Origin of the sequence: Komagataeibacter sp. FNDCF1, assembly GCF_021295335.1 — a bacterium.
In the GTDB taxonomy this organism is placed as follows: domain Bacteria; phylum Pseudomonadota; class Alphaproteobacteria; order Acetobacterales; family Acetobacteraceae; genus Komagataeibacter.
The window spans coordinates 1,372,626-1,394,931 of the sequence record NZ_JAIWOT010000001.1; the positions used below are offsets into that span (position 1 = coordinate 1,372,626).

Genomic DNA, 22,306 nt, shown 5'->3' on the forward strand with positions numbered 1-22,306 from the left:
GCCTGCTTCTCCCGCCTTTATTCCGGGGGCGCGGGCCTGTCTTCCCCCATGCGCCAGCGCACGAGGGCGTCCAGTATCGTGGCGGGCGCGGGTGGACAGCCCGGCAGCGACAGACTGGCACGCGCCCGCTCGCCTACCCCCCCCAGCACGGCGTAACCGGGCACGAACAGGCCGCCATCCACCGCGCAGTCCCCCAGTGCGCCAAGAAGCCGGGGGCCGGGCATGGCCTGCCAGGCCAGTTCCACCACAGGGGCCATCGCCATGGTCAGGCTGCCGGTCAGGAGCAGCATGCCAGCCTGACGTGGCGTGGTGACGAAACGGATATCGATGCTGGCCGCCACCAGTGCCCGCGACACGGCGCGCAGTTCCAGTGCGCAGCCGGTGCAGCCACCGGTTTCGATATGAAAGATATCCAGCGCCCGCGGGCGCGGCAGCACCGTCCCCTCGGGCCAGAACAGGTGCAGATACGCCATCGCCGCCTCCTTACAGATCAGCCCCCGCAGCCGACAGGCCCAGCGATATCAGCACGGGATCAACATCTTCGTACATCGCGCCGGACAGGATGGCGGGCAATGCCTGTATATGCGCAAGCGACGGATCACCGCACCACCATGCGGCAATCCGGCCGTTTTTCACCCGCACCCAGTGCCATACGGGGCCTGCCGGACCTTCGGCAAGGCCAAGACCCTCGCCGGTCATATCGTCCGGGCCGGGATGCGGCGGCAATTCCGGCAGCGTATCCGCCGTGGACAGGATCGCCACGCTTTCCCCCATTTCATGCAGGCGGGTGGCAAGGCGGGCGGTCATGTCGCCCCCGCCACGCGGCGGGGGTGTCAGCCATCCCGGCGCGTAGCCGGGCCCGTCGCGCCGCAGGTCGGCCTCGATGCCCGAAGCCCGCCCCGCGCAACCCGCAATTCCCCAATGCCGGGCGACGTCAGTGGTCAGGACGCCCCGGCCCAGCAACTGCGTGGCCAGCCCGCGCGGCCGCCAGAACAGGCGTTTCAAGGCCAGACAGCCGGCATGCAGATCGTCCATCATCCCTGCCGCGGGTACGCGGGCCGCATGCGCATCGGGGGGGGAGAACACATCAAACAGCAGCCGGTGGCCATACAGTGCGTGACAGGCCTGCCTTACGCGTTCAAGCAGGGTTGCGGCCAGGGTGGCGAAGCGTCCATCCGCCAGCAGGTCCGCCATCTGCCCCAGCATGTCCAGATGGGTCGCCACCCGTTCAAGTTCAGCGGGGAAAATGGCCGACCGGGCCAGCCAGTCCGCTGCCCCCCCGGCGGCAGCCACGGCACGCGCAAGGGCCAGCTGGTGTGCAACCGTTGCCGTCGCGTCAATCCGGGCGACCAGCCCCGCCGCCCCGGCCAGCGTATTGCCCCGCATGCGCGCGCACAGTCCACGATGGGCATAGCCCATGCGGGTATGGACCTGCATGATCCGCTCCCCCGGCACACCCAGGCGCAGATGCAGGGGGGCATGAAAACCGCCCTCCGCCGGGCCGTAACCCAGCATGATGCCCCCTGCCCGTTCCATGGCGCTGCCATCATCGAATTCCACCCCTTCGGGTGGCGGCGGGGCGGGTGGCGGGCGTTCCCGCAGGGGCCATGTCACCCCCCACTGTCCCTGATCAAGCCAGGGCGCCGTACCGGTTGCCCCCATGGCCTCGACCCCCCACAGATCATGGATCATGCGCTCATGGGCCTGCGCCCCGGCGCGCGCGGGGGAAAGGGCATGATAACGCCCCCCGTCCACCTCCACACTGGCAATCAGCGGCCCCGTGCCATCCAGGAACAGGGCATGCACCTGCGCGCCATCCGACCACAGCCCGCATAGCCGTGCGCGGCAATGGGGCAGTTCCTCCACCATCCCACGCCATGCATCGGGGGTCAGGACAAAGCGCCCGTCACAGGACGTGGGCTGACCGGCGCGGACAAGGGCGCGCAGCTTCATGGCCCGATCCCCCCATGATGGATGACAGCGGCAAGCACCACGCAGCCCAGCACCAGCAGCAGGCCGCCCCTTGATCCCATGGCATGCACGCCATCATGCCACGCCATGCCCGGTTCACACCGGGCCATGACCGGCCACAGGCTCATGCCCGCCAGCAGGGCCACCACAGGCGCATGCGCCATCTGTGCCATCAGCACAAGAACCAGCGCCATGCCCGGCAGGAACGGTGGCCATGACAGGTACCCCTCATCCACCACGTCATGCGCGGTGGGCCGCATGCAGGCAAGCACCAGCAGACAGGCCGCAAGCGGCAGCCCCGTGGCCGCCCCCGGCAGACCCGTCGCCAGCACCGCCCATGCCCCCCACGCCATGGCAGGTGTGCCCTGCCGCCCGGTGCGCGGCAGGGCAGCCCATGCCAGACAGGCCAGCCCCATGAAGGTCAGGACCGGCTGCACGACCGGCCACATATCCGCTGCCCGTGCCACGACCGGCAGGGCGGCCAGCGTATCCATCCCCCGTCCCGGCAGGCCCGGCGGCGCGGCATCCGCCAGCAGCCCGCAGGCCAGAAGCACACCGCATACCAGCAGCACAGCCCCCGCCTGATCGGCCATGCCGCCCCATTGCGCCTGCAGCACGGACAGGCCGCCCTGCGCCATGACAAGCCCGCCCAGCCCGCTGCGCAATGCTTCCCACCCGATGCGGTCGAGCCCCCGGGGGCCGTGCGCCAGTACCAGCCGCACCCCCAGTCCCACGCCCATGATCGCGAAAAGCAGGTCACACCGCCCGAACGCCACCGCAAGCGCTGCATTGCCCGACAGGATGAACGCGGCAGCGACCGCTCCGGAACCATTCTTCCCGCCGTCATGGACAAACGAGACACGCACGCACAGCGCCAGTGCCGGGGCAAGCCCCATAAGCGCCTGCGCGGCGGTCGGGGCGACCCATCCGGCCACACCGCATAACGCGACAAGCAGCCCGGCCAGCAGCACGCGCAGGGCCTGTGGCGCTCCCGTGGCCAGCAGCGCCATGACGGACACGGCCATCCACCCCGCCAGCAGGCTGCCGTAAAGCGGGAGTGACATCATGATGAATCCCCACCCGCGCGCGGAATGCTGGCCATGACGGCATTCAGCCCGGCGGCAGCCACGATCACCACCAGCATGACCGGCGTGCTGCCCGCGCGCGCGCCCAGCAGCATGACGCCATCCAGCCCGCATGCCAGTCCCGCGCACAGCGCCGCCGGCCCGCGCGCGATACAGGCACCCCACGCACCGCACAGGATGGCGCACAGGGCCGCCATGACCATGAAGCGCTGCGCCATGTCCCCCACGGCCCCCTGCACGATGACCTGCGCCAGCACCGTCACGCAGACCAGTCCGCCAGCAAGGCGGATGACGCTGCGCTCACGCCCGCTGGCTGGCACATGCAGCATCTGTACTCCCAGCAGGCCCACGCATCCCGCCAGCACCACGGCCAGCAGGCACGCAACACCGACCTGCTGCCCCCCGTTCCAGCCGGACAGGCACACGCAGCCCGCCGTCAGCCCCCCATGCCATACAAGCCCGCCCCCGCGCCCCCCCGAACAGGACAGCGAACAGATGACAAGCATGCCAAGCAGAAGCACCAGCATGGTCAGCCCGCCCCCCGCCCGGCAAAAAGCAGGACCCCGGCCATGATCGTGCAGAGCAGGCCAAGCCCGGCGCGCCAGCCCGCATGCCGCTGCCCCGACAGAACGAAAACCCGCATGCCCGCCACGCACCCGCACGCCAGCAGCATGTGTATGCCCCATAACAGCATGGCCACGCCCATCGGCCCCGGCCCCCATGAACGGGCCAGCAGATCAGGCTCCACGATGCTTTCGGGCCAGACCAGATCACGCGCCAGCATCATCCATACCACCGCCAGCAGGTCACGCGCATACTGGGCCACGGCACGGTCGGGGCCAGCCAGGTCTTCCAGCATGACGGAAAACAGCCTTGCACCGGCTTCGTGACCTTCTTCCACCCCCGTCAGCACCAGCGCGCCCGCCACCAGCGCCAGCGGCACACGGACCAGATTCATGTCCGCCACATGCGCCTGCCGCACCAGTCCCGCCAGCGTGCCATCGGGCAGGCACGTGCCCAGTATCGCGCAGGACAGCAGCAGCACCGGCTGGAGCATCAGCCCCCCGGCAACCACCCGCAGCCCGGCATGTCCCGGCCGGGCCAGCCCCGCGGCAAAGGCCACGGTCACAAGCGCGACAAAAGCCGCTTCCAGCAGCCCTCCCACCACGAGCAGGTCTGACAGATCGCCACAAGGCAGACCGATGGAAAAGGACGGCACGAGCATGGCCGCCCCCATGGCCGCCGCCAGCGCAAGCCAGGGGGCAAGGGCGGTAACATGCGCACCCGCGGCCGAGCGCACGCCCGGCTGGCGCCAGGCATGCCGCAGCGCGCGCCAGTGCGCGACAGGATCGGGGGGGCGGCGCTCGCCCTCCATCATGGTGGCCATCCAGCGCAGAAGGCCGATCCACAACGGGGTTGTCAGCATGACCAGCGCCATATGGCAGCCAGCCAGCAGCGTGGCCTGCATCCGCGCGGCCAGCAGGGTTGGCACCGTCATCGTCTATCCATGCCACGCAATGAACACGAGCGCCCCCAAGCAGGCCAGCAGCATGACAGCCGGTACGGCAATGACACGCCCCTGCCACAGCCAGTCCATACGATGCAGCAGGACCCTGCCCCCGCGCCCGGCCCATGCGCGCCACCTTACATATGCCCGCACCCAGCGCAGCCGGGTCGGGGCGGGCACCAGCATGTCCAGCACCATGCGCGCCGGGCTGGCGGGGCCAGGCTGTGTCAGCGGGTCGCCAAAGACCATCCAGGGCGGAACGGCGGGCGCGCCCTGCTGCCAGCCCGCCACCTGCCGCGCGGGAGTGGGGCAGGCAAGTCTGCGCAGCAGCAGCGCCACGCCCCCCATTACCGCCACCAGCAGGCACAGCCGCCCGGGGTGAAGAATGGCCGTGCCATCGGGAGAGGCAAGAACGATGTCATTGACGGCGGGATGAAGCAGGGAACCGGACAGGCCATGGTCCGCTCCCTCCATCAGTCCCATCCACAGGCCCGGCCAGATGGAGGAAAGAAGCACCGGCACACCGGCAGCTAGCACGGGTATCATGGCGCGGCCATCCGGGTCGGCCGCCCCCGCGCCACGCGGGGTCCGGGGCCGGCCGCACAGCATGACCGCCACCACACGCACCAGCGCCAGCATCCGCACGGCCCAGCCCACACCAAGGGCGACAAGTGCGGCCAGCAGGGGCATGTCCCCCGCCAGTCCACCACCATGCGACATGTCGGCAAGCAGGTGCAGCAGCATCCAGATGACGGAAAAACCCAGCAGGGGCGGCAGCCCGCTTTCCGCCAGCAGGCCAAAAGCGAACAGGGCGGACAGCCAGGGCATGAGCATGCCCAGCCCCCCCAGCCGCAGCAGGATCAGCGCCCCGGTCTCCCGCTCCATCACATCAAGCGCGCGCGCCATGAACACCCATGTCAGCAGCGTTGCCACCACCAGCATGGACGTGCGGCTGGCGGATACCGCCATGGCGGGCAGGTCATCGGCACGCGCCAGCAACCCCAGCCCCGCCAGCACGATCACCAGCGCGCCGGAACCACCCAGAAGCCCGGCCATGACCCCACGCCCCTCACCCGCACGCAGCGCGCGCCACGACGCGGTCATGTAGAACAGGCATCCCGCCACGACCAGCAGCCAGCCCCAGCGCATGTCCGCCACCATGCCCGCCCGGGGCAGCCGCCCCCACAGGCCCATGGCGGCGATCATGCCCGCGATATCCGCCAGATGGAACGGCCTGCCCGCACGCGGAGCGATACGGGGGGAAAAGGACAGGCCCAGAAGCCCGCGCGTGGCACACCAGCACAATCCGGGCAGAAGCCAGCCGGCCCGCTCCGGGCAGGTCAGCCCGGCCGCCAGCAGCAGCAGGGCAATCATGTCGGGTGCATGGCGCGCACCGGCCCGCCGGGTCGTGCCTGTCACCAGCAGTATCCACCCCGCTCCCGCGCAGGACAGGACATCGTTGCCCATCACCGCAAGGCCCGCCGCGGCACAGGCCGCAAGGTCACGCCAGGCAGAAGCGGCCCCGCCCGCAAGCCCAAGGGGTACAAGCAGGGCAATGACGCGTGGGGATGCAGACAGGCCATTCCACGCTACCGGCCCGCCCGGCAGCCTGATGCCAAGACAGGCCAGAACCGCCATGGCGGCCACAGCCAGCCATCCCCCCCGCAGGCAAGCCAGCGCCAGGCCACCGGATGGGTGGCCACCGCCCCGTGGCCAGCAGGCCAGCAGGACCGTCGCCCCACCCAGCAGCAGCATCAGGATGACAGGGATGACAGGAATGATGACGGCCCTCCCGCTTGCACCCGGGGAAAGGCCGGGCGGGTCAGATCATGGCCAGCGGCTCCTTGCGGCGCGGTGGCGCTATGGCTTCATCAATCTGCGCCAGATCCTCGCGCGTCAAGGTTATCTCCTGCGCGGCAAAGTTTTCACCCTGATGGCGCGGGCTGCCCGCCTTGGGAATGGCCAGTATATTTTCCTGCCGCAGCACCCATGCCAGCGCGATCTGCGCCGGGGTGGCCGGACCGAGCGACGTCGTGTGCCGCTGCGCGACCTGCCGCAGCACCGGCGCTTTCAGCAGGTCGCCCCCCTGCCCCAGCGGGGAGTAGGCCATGGTCACGACACCCGCCGCCCGGTCACGTGCCAGCAGGTCAAATTCCACACCCCTGTAATCAAGGCTGTAGAGCACCTGATTCGCGGCGCACGGCGTACCCGCATGGATGGATGCGACCTCACGCATGCCATCGGTATCGAAATTGGACACGCCCCAGCTGCGGATCAGCCCCGCATCCACCAGGTCATCAAATCCGGCAATGGTCTCGGCCAGCGGCACGCTGCCCTGCCAGTGCAGGAGATAGAGGTCGAGGTAATCGGTGCCGAGGCGTCTGAGCGAGGCCTCGCACGCCTTGCGCACCCCCTTGCGCGATGCGTTGGAGGGCAGCACCTTGCTGACCAGGAACACGTCATCGCGCACGCCGTGTATCGCTTCGCCCACCAGTGTTTCCGACCGGCCGGAGCCGTACATTTCCGCCGTGTCCACCACGCGGATGCCTGCATCCAGCCCCGCACGTATGCTGCTGATCTCGTCCTTGCGGCGGCTGGCGCTGTCGCCCATGTTCCATGTCCCCATGCCCAGCGCCGGAACCGTGGTGCCATTGGGAAAAGTGACCGTCTTCATCGCTAACCTGCCTTCCATCCTGCGGCACCGGGGTGCCGTGACGTCCTATCTGCGACGCGCCCAGCCTCTGGGCTGCTGCTGCCAGTAGCTCATTTCATGGCCGCCATCGCGCCCTGCCACCCAGCGGCGGCGGGCGGCGGCAACGGCGGCCCCGTCATGGCCGTCAAACAGGTCGAACACCCGCTCGAACGGGGAAAGATCCGTGACCTCCACCCCGTCCAGCACAAACAGGAAGGTTGCCCCGTTGGGAACGTCCTCTCCCTCCGTCAGCCAGATCGGCTGCCACGCACCATGCCCCATGGCCTGTGTGCCATGGGGGAGCCACAGCGGGTCGGTCGCCCGCCACAGCCCCTCGTCGATTTCCTGCACCCGTGCGGGTGTCGCGCAGCGGATGACCGCCCGCCTGCCTTCCGCCAGCGTGCGCCCCAGCAGCGCGGGCAGGACCGCCAGCGCCGCTGAGCGCGTCAGGTGATAGAAGCCGATCTGCGCCATGGAGTTCCCTGTTCCGCCCTGACCTGCCACGCGGGGCAGGTATCAGCCCTCGTAATACGTGCCGACCAGACGGTCGAGCAGGCGCACGCCAAAGCCGGTCGCGCCCTTGGGCGCATGCGACGTGGGCTTGGAGGAAAACGCGGTGCCCGCGATGTCCAGATGCGCCCATGGCACATCATTGACAAAGCATTCAAGGAATTTGGCTGCCGTGATCGACCCGCCGGGACGCCCGCCGATATTCTTGAGATCCGCAATGTCCGAACGCAGCAGTTCAAGATAGGCGGCATCCAGCGGCATGCGCCACAGCTTTTCGGCCGACCGCTCGCCCACGTCGGACAGTTGTGCCGCAAGCCCGTCATTGTTGGAGAACAGGCCCGCACGCTCCACGCCTAGGCTGACCACGATCGCACCGGTCAGGGTCGCCAGGTTGACCATGAAGCGCGGCCTGAAGCGGTCCTGCGTGTACCACAGCACATCGGCCAGCACGAGCCGACCTTCGGCATCGGTGTTGAGCACTTCCACCGTCTGGCCCGCCGCGGTGCGCACCACGTCTCCGGGGCGCTGGGCGTTGCCCGACAGCATGTTTTCCACCAGCCCCACCACGCCAACGGCATTGACCTTCGCCTTGCGTCCCGCCAGTGCGGCCATGGTGCCGACCACGGCGGCCGCACCAGCCATGTCGGTCTTCATCTCGTCCATGCCGGCGGCGGGCTTGATCGAGATGCCGCCGGAATCAAAGGTCACGCCCTTGCCGACAAAGGCGACCGGGGCCTCGCCCTCCGCCCCGCCATTCCAGCGCATGATGACCGTGCGCGGCGGCGCGTCGCTGCCCTGGGCCACGCCCAGCAGCGCGCCGAAGCCCAGTTCGTGCATGGCGTCGCGGTCCAGCACCTCGACCGTGATGCCCATATCACGCAGGGCCAGGATGCGCTGTTCGAATTCGGGCGGGCGGAGCATGTTGGCCGGTTCGGACACCAGGTCACGGCACAGGTAGACCCCCCGCGCCACGGCCGCCAGCGGTGCCCAGGCAGCACGGGCCGCCGCCGGATCGGCCGTGGCGACGGTCAGCGCCTCAAGCCCGCCCGTCTCGCCCGCGCGGGGCCGGGTGCGATACGAATCGAAGCGGTAGCTGCCCAGCACCGCCCCCAGCGCCGCATGCGCCGCAAGTTCGGGGGACAGGGCATCGGCCACGATCACGCCGGTCGTGCCGCCCGCGGCCAGCGCCTTTGCCGCGGCCAGACCAGCCTTTTCCGCCACTGTGCCGTCCAGCGCGTCCGCATTGCCCAGACCGACCAGGATCACGCGGTCATAGCCCGCGCCGGGTGCAAGCACGACACAGGTCTTGCCAGCCTCGAACCCGAACCGGGCCGCCCGGGCCGCCCGCTCCAGCGCGCCACCCACGGCACCGTCCACCCGCGCGAACGCGCCTTCGGGCTGCGCGCCGGAGGGCGCAAGAAGGGCAAGGGAACCGCCCTGGGGCGAAGTAACATCGGAAAAGGCGATATCGAGCATGAGTATCACGGTGCTCCGCTACAAAATGATGGACTGACAGGCTGAATTCCCGCCCCGGCACGCCATGGCCGCAACCGGGACAGGCATATCCGGTGCCGCCCGTACCGATTAAAGGCATGACGGCGTGCGATGAGTAAGCTAATGCGAACAGCATGAATACGCCATCCATGCCAGAACATGAGGACGGATTCCTTCTGGATCTCGCCCTCCGCCTTGCCAGTGAGGCCGCGGACCTGATCCGCGCCATCCGTGCGCGCGGCTTCGCGACACAGGTCAAGACCGACAGCTCCCCCGTGACCGAAGCCGACCATGCGGCGGAAGCCCATATCCTCGGCGGTCTGCGCGCCCATGCCCCCGCCATCCCCGTGGTGGCGGAGGAAGAAATGGCCGCGGGCATCCGCATCGATACGGGCAGCGAATTCTGGCTGGTGGACCCGCTTGATGGCACGCGGGAATTCGCGGCGGGTCGTGATGACTTTACCGTCAATATCGGCCTGGTGCGCCATGGCCGCCCGGTGCTGGGGGCCGTGGCGCTGCCCGCCTATCATCAGCTTTATGGCGCGGGTGCGGGGCGCGGGGCCTTTCGCATCGACGCAAACGGCACGCAGGCAATCCATGTGCGGCCCGCCCCGGCGGAAGGGCTGCGCGTGCTGGCGTCGCGTCATTACGCCGATGATCCGCGACTGAAGGATTTCCTTGGTGGCCACCGCATCGCGCATCTGGGCAATATCGGCTCGGCGGCCAAGTTCATCCGGGTCGCCGAGGGGCTGGCCGATCTCTACCCCCGGCTTGGCACCACCATGGAATGGGATACCGCGGCCCCACAGGCAATCGTGGAAGCGGCTGGCGGCACGGTCACCACACCCGATGGCGCGACACTGGGTTATGGCAAGCCTGACTGGCGCAATCCGCATTTCGTGTGTCGCGGCGCGGTATAAGCCGGGCCATGCACACACGCCTGCTGCCTGACACCCCCGGAGGAATCGAAGCCGCCGCCGCCATCCTGCGCGCTGGCGGCCTGGTCGCCTTCGGCACCGAGACGGTGTACGGCCTGGGGGCCGATGCCCGCAACGACCACGCGGTCGCCGCCATCTACGCCGCCAAGGGGCGGCCGGGCATCAACCCGCTGATCAGCCATTTCACCACCGCCGCGCATGCCTTTGCCCAGGTGGTGCCCACGGAACTGGCCCGCAGGCTGGCCGGACGCTTCTGGCCCGGACCGCTGACCCTTGTGCTGCCGCGCGCGCCGGGGTGCGCCCTTTCCGCCATTGCCACGGCGGGCCTGCCCACCGCCGGCGTGCGCGTGCCCACGGGGCCTGCCACACAGGCCCTGCTGGCCGCGTGCGGCTTTCCCGTCGTGGCCCCTTCGGCCAATCCGTCAGGAAAGGTCAGCCCGTCCGATGCCCGGCATGTGCTGGCCGGGCTTGATGGCCGGATCGATGCGGTGCTGGACTGCGGCCCCTGCCATGTGGGGGTGGAGAGCACCATCGTGGACCTGAGCGGGGAGGTGCCCGTGCTGCTGCGCCCCGGCGGCGTGACGCTGGAAGCGCTGGAGGATGCCTGCGGCCAGCCGCTTGCCATTCCGCAGGCCAGCAATGACACCTGTCCCACCGCGCCCGGCCAGCTTTCCTCCCACTACGCGCCGGGGCTGCCGGTGCGGCTGGATGCGGAGAGCATTGGCCCGGACGAGGCGCTGCTGGCCTTCGGGCCGCCGCTGCCCGGCGCCACGCTGGCCTGGAACCTGAGCACCGCAGGCGATCTGCACGAAGCGGCGTCCCGCCTCTTCGCGGGGCTGCGGTTTCTTGATATGGAAGGACACCGCCGGGGACTGGCCAGGATCGCGGTGCAGCCCATCCCCCTCCATGGGCTGGGCCGTGCGATCCGTGACCGGCTTATCCGCGCGGCAAGCCCGCGTCCGTAATAGTTTCAACGCATGACCCGACCCCGGTGCCCCTGAAATGAGCGATACAATCGACCCCAAGGAACTGAAAATCCTTTCGGATATTCTTGCACTCGTGCTGGAAGAACATGCAGGCCAGTCGGAAAATGCACTGGCCGCCATCCGCACGCGCGCCAGGAAAAACGGGGTAACGGGTGGTGCGCTGAAGAACCTGTTCTCCGCCATCGCCCCCAACCCGCCGCAGAAGCCGCCACCAAAGCAGCGTGCGCCGCGCACCACCAAGGCCAGCGCTGCGGCGGCAAAGGAAATTCAGGATTCGCACGCCCGCATCGCGCAACTGGCGGCCAATATCCGCAAGCTTGACCTGGAACTGCGTGACATGCGCACCAGTAACGAGGCCCTACGCCTGGAACTGAACCAGACCCGGCAGGCCCGGGCCGAAACGCAGGCCGCGCTGTCAGTCGTGCAGTCCCGCCCCGCGCCAGGGCGTTCGGGCCTGCTGGTGGCGGCCACCGTCGGCCTGCTGACGGGTTTCGCGCTGACGCAAGGGTGGCACCTGTTCATATCCGGCTCCCGCGCGGAAGCTAGTGCCGGCTATGCGCCCGCCATGCATGGCGGCACCCGTCATGGGCAGGCATGGCTCCTGTCCCCTCCATCGCCCCTTCATCCAGGAAGCATGCCGTCATGACCCAGGCCCCCACCACCACATTGACACCAGCCGACCTGGTCAGCCGTTTCACGGACATGCTTGGCCCGGTGGGGGTGCTGACGGAAGCTGGCGATACCGCCGCCTACTGCACCGACTGGCGTGACCTGTACCATGGCAGGGCGCTGGCCGTGCTGCGTCCCGCCAGTACGCAGGAACTGGCCGGCCTTGTCCGCTTCTGCGCGGCCCACGACGTGCCCATGGTGCCGCAGGGCGGCAATACCAGCATGGTCGGTGGCGCCACCCCTGATACCAGCGGGCGGGAGGTCGTGGTCTGCCTGTCGCGCATGAACCGCGTGCGCGGCATCGACCCGCACGACCTGACCATGGAGGTCGAGGCCGGGGTCACGCTCAAGGCCGCGCAGGACGCGGCGAAGGAGGCCGGGTTCATGCTGCCGCTTTCCATCTCGTCCGAAGGCTCGGCCCAGATCGGGGGCGTGCTGGCCACCAACGCCGGCGGCAACAACACCCTGCGCTACGGCAATGCACGCGAACTGGTGCTGGGGCTGGAAGCGGTGATGCCCGATGGCGGCGTGTTCCATGGCCTGCGCCGCCTGCGCAAGGACAATACGGGCTATGCGCTGCGCCAGCTGCTGATCGGGTCGGAAGGTACGCTGGGGTTCATCACCACCGCCATCCTCCAGCTTCACCCCCAGCCAAAGGCGATCGAGGCCGTGCTGTGCGCGGTGGATGATGCCGGTGCGGCGCTCAGGCTGCTGGGCCTGCTGCGCGGGCGCGACCCGGCACTGGTGCAGGCATTCGAGTTCATGTCCGGCACGGGCATGGATCTCGTGATCGATCTCATCCCCGGTGCCACCCTGCCGCTGGGCGAGCGCGCACCGGCCTATGTGCTGGTGGAGCTTGCCACCCCGCGCCCCGATGCGGACCTGCGGGAATATGCCGAGGACGTGCTGGGAGAGGCGCTGGAGGACGGCATCATAACCGACGCCGTGATTGCGGAGAGCGAAGGCCAGCGCGCGGCACTGTGGAAACTGCGTGAGGAACATGCCGAGGCCCAGCGCAAGGCCGGGGCCAGCGTCAAGAACGATGTATCCGTACCCGTGACCCACGTGCCCGAACTGATCGACCGCGCGACGGCGGCCTGCAGCGCGCTGGTAACGGGCATCCGTCCCGCCCCGTTCGGCCACATGGGCGATGGCAACATCCACTTCAACCTGGTCCAGCCCGAAGGCATGGCGCCCGAGGCCTTCCTCGCCCGCAGCCATGACATCATGGATACGGTGGCCGCGATCGTGAAGGAACTCGACGGTTCGTTTTCCGCCGAGCACGGGGTGGGCCAGCTCAAGCCCTACATGATGCCCGCATGGCGTGGCGGCGCGGAACTGGCGGCCATGCGCCACATCAAGGCGGCGCTCGACCCCCGGAACATCATGAACCCGGGCAAGGTCCTGCCGCCCGTTGCACAGGGCACATGACGCGCGCCACGGCCACACGGCGCGTAACGGACTGTTCCCGCCCCCCATGCCAGAGGGGTTCACCCCTTTTGCCCCGGCGGGAACAGGGCTAGACAGGATCATGCCTGTCGTCCGCCCTGCTCCCGACCGTCTTGCGCCACGCCTGTCCATTCTGGACGGCTACATGCTGCGCCAGCTGCTGCTGGCGCTGGCGGCGACCACGGGCGCGCTGGTCACGCTGATCTGGCTTACGCAGTCGCTGCATTTCGTATCCCTGGTGGTGGGGCGCGGGCTTTCGCTGCGCGTGTTCTTGGAACTGACCAGCCTGCTGATCCCGTCCTTCGTGGCGGTCATCCTGCCCATCACCACATTCGTGGTGGTGCAGTTCATCTACCAGCGCCTGGGGGCGGACCGGGAACTGACCGTGATGCAGGCCGCCGGCCTGTCACCCGCGCTCATGGCGCGGCCGGGGCTGATGTGCGCCGCCATATCCACCGTTGTGTGCCTGGTGCTGAATGTCTGGATCGTGCCGGTTTCGTACCATGCCTTCCGGCAGTACGAATTCCAGATCCGCAACCGCATGGCCGCCTTCCTGATACAGGACGGGGTCTTCACGCAGGTTTCGGACAACATGACCGTCTATATCCGCGCGCGCGACAAGGACGGCACGCTGCACGGCATCATGGTGGAAGATGACCGCACCCCCGGCGCCGAGGCCACCATACTGGCGGAGGAAGGCAACCTGGTCATCATCAATGACCAGCCGCGCGTCGTGCTGTTCAATGGCTCACGACAGGAAATCGACAGCCATACCGGGCGGCTGAACGTGCTGACCTTCACACGCAACACCATCGACCTGTCCAGCCCGCACACCGCCCATACCCGCCTGCCGGACGCCAATGAACTCTCGATCGCGCAGCTGCTCCATCCGGACATGCGCCAGTATTCCCGCCGCGACGAAAGCAAGATGTTCATCGAGGCGTGGCGCAGGCTCAGCACGCCGTTCTGCGCCTTCTCATTCGCCATGATCGGGCTGGTGGGGGCCATGGGGGGCAGCTATTCGCGCCAGGCCAGCATCCTTCGCCCGGTGCTGGCCATACTGGCGGTGGTGGCGGTGCAGGCGCTGACGCTGCTGGTGCAGAACCTTGCCTCACGCAACCTGCAGCTCATGCCGCTCATGTGGGTATGCACGATCGGGCCGGGCGTGGTGTGTGCGCTCATGCTGTTCTGGCCCGAACTGCGCACGGAGCGTGAAAGCCGCAGGCTGGCTGGTGGCGCGCGGTCATGAACCTTGCCCTGACCCTGTCGCTGTACATCGCCCGGCAGTTCACCTGGGCTACGCTGTCGGTCATCGCCTTCCTGACCGGGCTGATCACGATGTTCGACTTCATCGACCTGCTGCGCCGGGTCTCGACCCGGCCCAACGTGCCGACATCGCTGGTCAGCCAGATCGCATTCCTGCATATTCCCTTCGCCTGTCTCGAGATCCTGCCCTTTGGCGTGCTGCTGGGGGGTATCCTGTGCTTCTGGCGGCTGGCGCGGTCATCGGAACTGGTGGTGGCGCGGGCGGCGGGTATCTCGGCATGGCAGTTCCTGGCGGGGCCGGTCATCTGCGCCGTGCTGATCGGGGCCACGGCCACAACCTGCATCTCCCCGCTGTCCTCCGTCATGTACCGCCGTGCGGAAGCGCTGGACCGGCAGTACCTGCGCGACAATAATGGCAAGTCCCTCAACCTGAGCGGTGGCACGCTGTGGCTGCGCCAGGGCGACAGCGGGCTGGTGGACCATGGGGTGGACATCATTCACGCCCGCAGGGTCCGGCTGGATGGCGGGGTTCTGCACATTGGCGGCATAACCATCTTCCGTCTCGGCCCCGATGACGGGCTGCTTACCCGCGTCGAGGCGGATCGTGGCTATCTGGGTCACGGACGATGGATACTGGAGGGCGCGCGCATGCTCCGCCCCGATGAACTGCCCGCCGACATGGGGCCCTTCACCCTGCATGCGGACCTGACACTGGCCGGGGTAGAGGAAAGCTTCGCCTCCCCCGATACCCTGTCCGTATGGGCGCTGCCGGGCTTCATCCGCCAGCTCAACCGCTCGGGCTTTTCCACCATCCGCCACCGCCTGCATTTCCAGAGCCTGCTCACGCTGCCGGTACTGTCGGGCACCATGGCACTGGTCGCCGCGGGCTTTTCCATGCGGCCCGCACGCCGGGGGGGCGTGATCCGCATGATCAGCTTCGGGGTGGCGGCGGGCTTCGCGCTGTTCGCGCTGTCCAAGATCGCGGCGCAGTTTGGCGAAACGGGCACCCTGCCGCCCGTTCTTGCCGCATGGGCGCCCACCGGGGCGGGGCTTTGTCTTGCAGTCACGCTACTTCTTCATCTAGAGGACGGTTGATGTACCGCTCCGCCTCCCCCCTGCGCGCGCCGCACCTGCTGCGGCCCACAGCCGTCCTGCGGCGGCTTCCGCGCGGGGTGCTGCTTTACGCAACCATGCTGGGGGGCATGATTGGCGGGCTGGGGGGATGGATATCGGCCGCCCATGCCGACCCCGAGGGCGCGCCGAAGCGCAGCATGCCCATCCATGCCCCCAAAAGCCAGGCGCAGGCACCGGCAAATTTTTCAGGCACGGTGTCCAACACCGACCCCATGACCTTCCAGGCGGACCATGTCGCCTATGACAGCAGGAACGGCATCGCCACATGGACCGGCAACGTGCAGGTCTGGCAGAATGACCAGATCATGCGTGCCGACAGGATCATCTATGACCGCAATACCGGCATAGCCTCCGCACGCGGCAACGTGGCCATGGTGGAGCCCGACGGCACGGTGCTGTTCACCGACTATGCCGAACTGAGCAACGGCATGCGCGATGGCATCATGACGCGCCTTTACGCCCAGATGGCCGACAATGCCCGCATGGCCGCCAACGGCATGCGGCGCTCGGGCAGCAAGATCAGTGACCTGACCCGCGTGGTCTATACGGCGTGTGAAATCTGTGCCCGCCACCCCGAACGCGCGCCGTTCTGGCAGATCCGCGCCTTTGACGCCACGCATGACATGCAGCACAAGCGCTTGGAGTTCCGCGATGCGTTCGTGGATTTCTTTGGCGTGCCGGTCTTCTACCTGCCCGCCTTCTCCATGACCGACCCGTCCGTGCGGCGGCAGAGCGGGTTCCTGACACCCGGCTTCACCCCGCATGACCGCTATCTGGGCACCTATGTCACCATTCCCTATTACTGGGTGATCGACCGCCAGTCCGACGTGACGCTGCAGGCCCTGTTCTCCACCCGGACCGGGCCGGAACTGACCACCACATACCGGCGCTATTTCTCCAACGCACGCCTGAACGTGGTTGGCGGTATTGCGTATGACACCCATCGTGACACCGATTATGTCAACACCTTCGGCCAGACCGTTGACAGTTCCGACAACCACGGCATGCAGGGCTACATCTTCGCCAATGGCCAGATCTCGATCAACAAGACATGGCGGGCCGGGGCGAACATACGCTGGGCCAGTTCCCCCAACTACATGCGCGATTACCGCGTAAGCGGCTACGGGCAGGACACGCTCAATTCCAGCGTCTATCTCGAAGGGTTTGGCACCGGTTCCTATTCCCGCCTCGATGCCGAAGGCTACGAAGGCATGAACCAGGGCATCATCCACAACCAGGACCTGCCGTGGGTGCTGCCGCGCTACACCTACAGCTACTTCGGCCAGCCCGATGCGTGGGGCGGGCGGTTCAGCCTCGATACGACGGATTTCTATGTCTATCGTGAAAACGGCACTTCCGACCAGCGCGGGCAGCTTTCCCTCAACTGGGACCGGCCGTTCCACAATTCGCTGGGGCAGATCTGGAACCTGACCCTGCATGTTGAATCCGCCATCCACCGCGCGACCGAACTGAACCAGCAGCCCAACTATGCCCGCGCCACCACCACCCAGGTACAGGGGCAGGTCCTGCCCACGGTGGGGCTGAAGATGAACTGGCCCTTCCTGCGCAGCTTCAACCACAATACCGGCACCCAGGTGCTGGAGCCGATCGTTCAGTTCCTGGCCGCCCCCAATACCGGCAACAGCACGTCACGCAACATTCCCAACGAAGACAGCCTGACCTACGAATTCACGGATTCCACGCTGTTCGCGCTCAACCGCTATGCAGGTACCGACCGGCTGGATGGCGGCCTGCGCGCCAATGTGGGGCTGCACAACAACTGGACATGGAATGGCCACCAGATCGATGTGCTGATCGGCGAAAGCTTCCAGGAACATGTCGACCACAACCGCATCCCCTATTCCGGCCTGAACCATCACCTGTCGGATGTGGTGATGGGCACGCACATGGTGCCCAACCAGTATTTCGATTTCGATGGCAAGATGCGGCTCGATCCGTACGGGGGCAAGGTGGACTTCGCCGATGCGCTGGGCAGTGCCGGGTTCCGCCATTTCCGTGTAACGGGCGGCTACCTGTTCGAACCGGTAACACCCTATTATTATTACGCCCAGCGCTCCTATGCCAACATAGCGCCTGACATCTATTACCGGCCGGTCAGCGAACTGACGGTGGGTGCCGCTTCCAACTGGGATAACTGGCATATCGCCGCCTACCTGCGCCGCAGCCTGTCGCGCAAGGAAAGCGTGGCCGTGGGTGGCGATGCGGGTTATCAGAATGACTGCTTCGGGCTGGATGTGATGTATCTCAAGCAATACACCACGATTGGTGGCCAACAGAGCAATTCGACCGTAATGTTCTCCCTTACGTTCAAAACCATCGGTACATTTGGTATAAATGGCTGACCTGATGCGCGAAAGACTGAGCCGGATGTCCATCTTCCCCGCCATGCGTGGCGCTGTTTCCCTTACCGTACCGCACCCTGGGCACGCGGGCCGCAGGTTTGCCGCGGCATTGCTGGCCTGCGCGGCCCTGCTGGGGCCGACGCACGGGGCCGGTGCACGCAGCGCCCGCGCCATTGCCCAGCAGGCCCAGGCGGCGGAAGATCAGGATGCCATCATCGCCACCGTCAACGGCGCGGTGCTGACCAAGCGTGACGTGGATACACGCGGGCGGCTGTTCGCGCTGTCTTCCGGCCTGGATGTCAGCGATGACGTGATGCAGCGCCTGCGGCCCCAGATCGTGCGCCAGCTGATCGATGAAAAACTGCGCATGCAGGAAATGCTGGACCGCCACATCAACGTGCCCATCCAGCAGATCGGGGATGCCATTGCCGGTATCGAGCAGCGCAACGGCATGCCGCAGAACGCCCTGCGCAACAAACTGGCGGAAGATGGTGTCTCGCTGACCACACTGATCGACCAGATCCGCGTGCAGCTGGGCTGGACGCAGGTCCTGCGGCAGGAAACGGGGGAACATGGCCGCATCACCGCTGCCGAGATCGAGCAGCGCATGGCCGCGATGAAGCGCGAGGACGGCAAGCCGGAATACATGATCAGCGAGATTTTCGTGCCGGTTGAAGACCCCCGCCATACGGAAAACGAGCTGAAATTCACCGAAACCATCATCCAGGAACTGCGCGAGGGCGCGCCCTTCCCCATCGTCGCCGCCCAGTTCTCGCAGGGGCAGAGCGCGCTGGATGGCGGCATGATGGGCTGGACGCAGGAGGACGGCCTGGACCCGCAGGTGGTGGAGGTGGCGCGCAAGATGCCTGACGGCGCCATTTCCAACCCCATCCGCGTGGCGGGTGGCTACGTTATCGCCACCATTGCCGAGCGGCGCACCGTGGGCCACCAGATGGCGACCATCCTGGCCATCCGGCAGGCTTTCTTCGCCTTTGACGCGCCACTTGACCCCGAAAATCCGAGCGACCAGCAGAAGGCGGCACTGGATGCGGCAAACACCTTTTCCGGCAGCGCCAAAAACTGCGACCAGATGGAGGCCGAGAACAAGAAACTGGGGGAGAAGCACCCCAGCGACCCGGGTGAGCTCATGCTGAACCACCTCAACCCCCAGATGCGCGAGGTCCTGGAACCGCTGCCCGTGGGCAAGCCAAGCCGTCCCCTCGTCTCGATGGACGGCATCGTGGTGCTGATGATCTGCAAGCGCGAGGAGCGCAACATCGCCATCCAGACCCCCAGCCAGATTGCCGATCACCTGATGAACGAGCGGGTGGAACAGACTTCGCGCCAGCTCAACCGTGACCTGCAGCGCCGGGCGATCATCGACATGCGTTCCAAGACCTGAGCGGGGCATGGCCATTCCCCCGCAACCACGCCACCCCGAACCGCTGCGCGACACCATTGCGCGGCACGGGCTGGACGCACGCAAGGCGCTGGGCCAGCACTTCCTGCTTGACCCCGGCATCACGGCACGCATCGCGGGGCTGGCGGGGGATCTTGCGGGCCAGCATGTGGTCGAGGTGGGACCCGGCCCCGGCGGCCTGACCCGCGCGCTGCTTGATACTCCGGCTGCCAGCGTCATTGCGGTGGAGGTGGATACGCGCGCCGTTGCCGTCATGACGGAACTCGCAGCCCACGCCCCCGGTCGCCTGACAGTCATCGAGGCCGACGCCATGCGCCTCGACCTGACGACACTGTGCCCCGCGCCCCGGCAGGTCATCGCCAACCTGCCCTATAATGTCGGCACCCCGCTGCTGGTGGGCTGGCTGCGGCAGGCCGCGGCATGGACACGGCTTACGCTCATGTTCCAGCAGGAAGTGGCCGAGCGCATCTGCGCCGCCCCCAGTTCCGCCCATTATGGCCGGCTGGGCGTGCTGGCGCAGTGGACATGCCGTTGCGGCATGCTGATGCACATTCCCCCCGGCGCGTTCTCTCCCCCGCCCAAGGTGCATTCCACCGTGGTGGGGCTGATCCCGCATGAACGGCAGCCCGATGCCGCGCTGTTCCGCGCCATGGAACAGGTGACGGCGGCGGCTTTCGGCCAGCGGCGCAAGATGCTGCGTGGCGCGCTCAAGCCACTCGGCGGCGAGAGGCTGCTGGCCGAAGCCGGGATTGATGGCAGCAGGCGCGCCGAGACGCTTGATATTGCCGAATTCGACCGTCTTGCCCGTCTTCACGTCCGCAAGGCTGCGGCGTAGCGGGGGTTGTGCCACGGCTCTGCCATGTGGTCCTGCCCCATCGCCGGATACTGGCCCAGCATGTAATCGCGCGACAGCGGCACGGCACCGATATCGCGCGTCAGCTGCAGCTGGAAGTTCAGGTGCCCCTGCACACGGAAGGCCAGTTCGGACACCACCAGATAGAATTCGAACATCCGGCAGAACCGCTCCCCATACAGCAGCATAATCTGCGGGCGCTGGCTGGCGAAGCGATGGCGCCAGTGGGCGATGGTACGGGCGTAGTGCAGGCGCCATATTTCGCAATCCGTCAGCCACATCCCGGCCTTTTCCACCGCTGACACCGCCTCGCTCACCGCAGGGGAATAACCACCGGGAAAGATGTAGCGGTCAATCCACGGATTGGTCACGCCCGGTCCTTCCTTCCGCCCGATGGAATGCAGCACCATGACCCCGTCCGGCCGGAGCGCTTCGCGCATGGCGGCAAAAAAGGCAGGGTAATGCGCCACGCCCACATGCTCGAACATGCCGATTGAAATGATCCGGTCATACTGCCGGGTCACGGCACGGTAATCGCGCAGTTCAAAGCGCACGCGATGGTCCAGACCGGCCTCATGCGCGCGCCTGCGCGCGACATGCAACTGCTCGGCGGACAGGGTTATGCCGGTCACGACCGCACCGTAGTCCCGCGCCAGCGTAAGCGCCATGCCACCCCAGCCACACCCCACGTCCAGCACGCTCATGCCCGGACGCACCAGATGCAGCTTGGCGGCAAGGTGATGTTTCTTGGCCGCCTGCGCCTGGGCCAGCGTTTCCTTTCCCGTGGGGAAGTAGCCACAGGAATACTGCATGTCCTCATCAAGGAAATGACGGTACAGCCTGCTGTCCAGATCGTAATGATGGGCAACGTTACGCCGCGCGCGGTGCCGTGTATTGTTGCACAGCCACTTGCGCCCCATATGGCGCAGGGGCGAGAGAACCCGCTCCCCCGCAGGCAGGCGCGCCATGGTATTGAGCATGAGCACATGCAGCAGGTCATACAGCGTGCAGCCTACCGGCTGCAGGGTGCCCGCCATATAGGCCTCCCCCACCTTCAGCGCGGGATTGAGCAGCAGGGCGCGTGCCGTCGCATGGTCCGTGATCCGCATGGCGGCATGCGGGCCACCTTTTCCGGCATGGACCCGCCTGTCACCATCGGGATAGTAGACGTCCAGCCGCCCAGAAGTAATAAAATGCGCAAAGGCCCGGTCGAGCAGTACAGATACCATCGATCCCCTCCCCACCCGCACGGAACAGGCGGAACGCACCGTGGCCACACAACGACAAAGGCCCGGAAGAGTTTCCTCTTCCGGGCCTTTGCAACCGGGCCTTCCGCCGTGGGGCGGGGGCTGGTTCAATCAGACTGCAGGCGTTTCCTCGACGGCGGTTTCTTCCGAAACCTCGCCTTCGGATGCAACATCTTCGTCAGCCAGTTCGGCCAGTGTGGGTTCTTCGTCCTGTTCGGCGCCGATTTCCTCACCGCGTGCCTGGCGTTCCGCTTCCTCTTCGGAGCGGGCGACGTTCACGGTCACCTGCATGGACACTTCCGGGTGCAGGGCAACGCTGACTTCATACAGGCCAAGCTGCTTGATCGGCTCGGGCAGGATCACCTGGTTACGGGTGATGCCCAGGCCAGCCTGGGTTGCCGCTTCCGCGATGTCACGGGTCGTGACGGAGCCGTAAAGGCTGCCACTGTCACCAGCCTGACGGATCAGGATGACGGACAGGCCGTGCATGCGCTCGGACAGGCGCTCGGCCTCCTCGCGGTTCTTGAGGTTCTGGGCCTCAAGCTGCACGCGCTCACGCTCGAAACGCTCGCGGTTATGCGCGTTGGCACGGATCGCCTTGCCCTGGGGCAGCAGGAAGTTACGGGCATAGCCCGGCTTCACGCTCACGATCTCGCCCATCTGGCCCAGCTTCTCGACGCGCTGGAGCAGGATGAGTTCTACTGCGGACATGGTTGGGCCTC

General features: G+C 67.1%; 20 protein-coding genes. 9 read left to right on the forward strand and 11 right to left on the reverse strand.

Annotation, left to right across the window (positions count from 1 at the left end):
* Positions 1-17: 17 nt before the first annotated feature.
* The 9 genes from LDL32_RS06540 to LDL32_RS06580 all read right to left on the reverse strand — a co-directional run bounded on the left by LDL32_RS06540 (position 18) and on the right by LDL32_RS06580 (position 9,241).
* The gene (locus LDL32_RS06540; RefSeq protein WP_233065353.1) at positions 18-473 is read right to left on the reverse strand and encodes an NADH-quinone oxidoreductase subunit B family protein; all 456 of its coding nucleotides are present in this window, start codon (positions 471-473) and stop codon (positions 18-20) included.
* A 10-nt stretch (positions 474-483) separates the two neighbouring features.
* Entirely contained in the window at positions 484-1,953 is a 1,470-nt protein-coding gene (locus tag LDL32_RS06545; RefSeq protein WP_233065355.1) for an NADH-quinone oxidoreductase, read from the reverse strand.
* Complete coding sequence (locus LDL32_RS06550) at positions 1,950-3,038, reverse strand: hypothetical protein (protein WP_233065357.1); 1,089 nt, start codon at positions 3,036-3,038, stop codon at positions 1,950-1,952. The genes LDL32_RS06545 and LDL32_RS06550 overlap by 4 nt, the downstream gene beginning before the upstream one ends.
* Positions 3,035-3,583 carry a hypothetical protein gene (locus LDL32_RS06555; RefSeq protein ID WP_233065360.1) on the reverse strand — a complete coding sequence of 183 codons (549 nt, stop codon included), beginning with the start codon at positions 3,581-3,583 and terminating at the stop codon, positions 3,035-3,037. Before LDL32_RS06555 ends, LDL32_RS06550 begins: the two co-directional genes overlap by 4 nt.
* Positions 3,584-3,585: 2 nt before the next feature.
* Positions 3,586-4,554 (reverse strand): hypothetical protein, encoded by a 969-nt coding sequence (locus LDL32_RS06560; RefSeq protein ID WP_233065363.1) that lies wholly within the window; start codon positions 4,552-4,554, stop codon positions 3,586-3,588.
* A gap of 3 nt (positions 4,555-4,557) precedes the next feature.
* Entirely contained in the window at positions 4,558-6,318 is a 1,761-nt protein-coding gene (locus LDL32_RS06565; RefSeq protein WP_233065366.1) for a proton-conducting transporter membrane subunit, read from the reverse strand.
* Positions 6,319-6,385: 67 nt separating this feature from the next.
* Entirely contained in the window at positions 6,386-7,237 is an 852-nt protein-coding gene (locus LDL32_RS06570; protein WP_233065369.1) for an aldo/keto reductase, read from the reverse strand.
* A 45-nt stretch (positions 7,238-7,282) separates the two neighbouring features.
* Positions 7,283-7,729, reverse strand: a complete 447-nt coding sequence (locus tag LDL32_RS06575; RefSeq protein ID WP_233065371.1) for a DNA polymerase III subunit chi — start codon at positions 7,727-7,729, stop codon at positions 7,283-7,285.
* Positions 7,730-7,771: 42 nt separating this feature from the next.
* Positions 7,772-9,241: a leucyl aminopeptidase gene (locus tag LDL32_RS06580; protein WP_233065374.1), complete on the reverse strand. Its 1,470-nt coding sequence runs from the start codon at positions 9,239-9,241 to the stop codon at positions 7,772-7,774.
* A 152-nt stretch (positions 9,242-9,393) separates the two neighbouring features.
* Between LDL32_RS06580 and cysQ the strand changes: the two genes are divergently transcribed.
* The 9 genes from cysQ to rsmA all read left to right on the forward strand — a co-directional run bounded on the left by cysQ (position 9,394) and on the right by rsmA (position 20,319).
* Positions 9,394-10,179 carry a 3'(2'),5'-bisphosphate nucleotidase CysQ gene (gene cysQ, locus LDL32_RS06585; RefSeq protein ID WP_233065377.1) on the forward strand — a complete coding sequence of 262 codons (786 nt, stop codon included), beginning with the start codon at positions 9,394-9,396 and terminating at the stop codon, positions 10,177-10,179.
* A gap of 8 nt (positions 10,180-10,187) precedes the next feature.
* A complete protein-coding gene (locus tag LDL32_RS06590; RefSeq protein WP_233065380.1) occupies positions 10,188-11,162 on the forward strand; it encodes an L-threonylcarbamoyladenylate synthase in 975 nt (324 codons plus the stop codon).
* Positions 11,163-11,199: 37 nt separating this feature from the next.
* Positions 11,200-11,829 (forward strand): hypothetical protein, encoded by a 630-nt coding sequence (locus tag LDL32_RS06595; RefSeq protein WP_233065382.1) that lies wholly within the window; start codon positions 11,200-11,202, stop codon positions 11,827-11,829.
* Positions 11,826-13,283, forward strand: coding sequence for an FAD-binding oxidoreductase (locus tag LDL32_RS06600; protein ID WP_233065385.1), 1,458 nt, complete (start codon positions 11,826-11,828; stop codon positions 13,281-13,283). Before LDL32_RS06595 ends, LDL32_RS06600 begins: the two co-directional genes overlap by 4 nt.
* 100 nt (positions 13,284-13,383) lie before the next feature.
* Entirely contained in the window at positions 13,384-14,550 is a 1,167-nt protein-coding gene (gene lptF, locus LDL32_RS06605) for an LPS export ABC transporter permease LptF (RefSeq protein ID WP_233065387.1), read from the forward strand.
* Complete coding sequence (gene lptG, locus LDL32_RS06610) at positions 14,547-15,662, forward strand: LPS export ABC transporter permease LptG (protein WP_233065389.1); 1,116 nt, start codon at positions 14,547-14,549, stop codon at positions 15,660-15,662. Before lptF ends, lptG begins: the two co-directional genes overlap by 4 nt.
* The gene (locus LDL32_RS06615) at positions 15,662-18,064 is read left to right on the forward strand and encodes an LPS-assembly protein LptD (RefSeq protein ID WP_233065390.1); all 2,403 of its coding nucleotides are present in this window, start codon (positions 15,662-15,664) and stop codon (positions 18,062-18,064) included. Before lptG ends, LDL32_RS06615 begins: the two co-directional genes overlap by 1 nt.
* On the forward strand, positions 18,057-19,466 hold the full coding sequence (locus LDL32_RS06620) for a peptidylprolyl isomerase (protein ID WP_233065392.1): 1,410 nt from the start codon (positions 18,057-18,059) through the stop codon (positions 19,464-19,466). Before LDL32_RS06615 ends, LDL32_RS06620 begins: the two co-directional genes overlap by 8 nt.
* A gap of 7 nt (positions 19,467-19,473) precedes the next feature.
* Positions 19,474-20,319, forward strand: coding sequence for a 16S rRNA (adenine(1518)-N(6)/adenine(1519)-N(6))-dimethyltransferase RsmA (rsmA, locus tag LDL32_RS06625; RefSeq protein ID WP_233065394.1), 846 nt, complete (start codon positions 19,474-19,476; stop codon positions 20,317-20,319).
* Here the strand turns inward: rsmA and LDL32_RS06630 are convergent.
* Positions 20,295-21,566, reverse strand: a complete 1,272-nt coding sequence (locus LDL32_RS06630; protein WP_233065396.1) for a cyclopropane-fatty-acyl-phospholipid synthase family protein — start codon at positions 21,564-21,566, stop codon at positions 20,295-20,297. The two genes, rsmA and LDL32_RS06630, sit on opposite strands and share 25 nt — an antisense overlap.
* Before the next feature lie 129 nt (positions 21,567-21,695).
* Positions 21,696-22,295 carry a 50S ribosomal protein L9 gene (gene rplI, locus LDL32_RS06635; RefSeq protein WP_233065400.1) on the reverse strand — a complete coding sequence of 200 codons (600 nt, stop codon included), beginning with the start codon at positions 22,293-22,295 and terminating at the stop codon, positions 21,696-21,698.
* Positions 22,296-22,306: the final 11 nt, after the last annotated feature.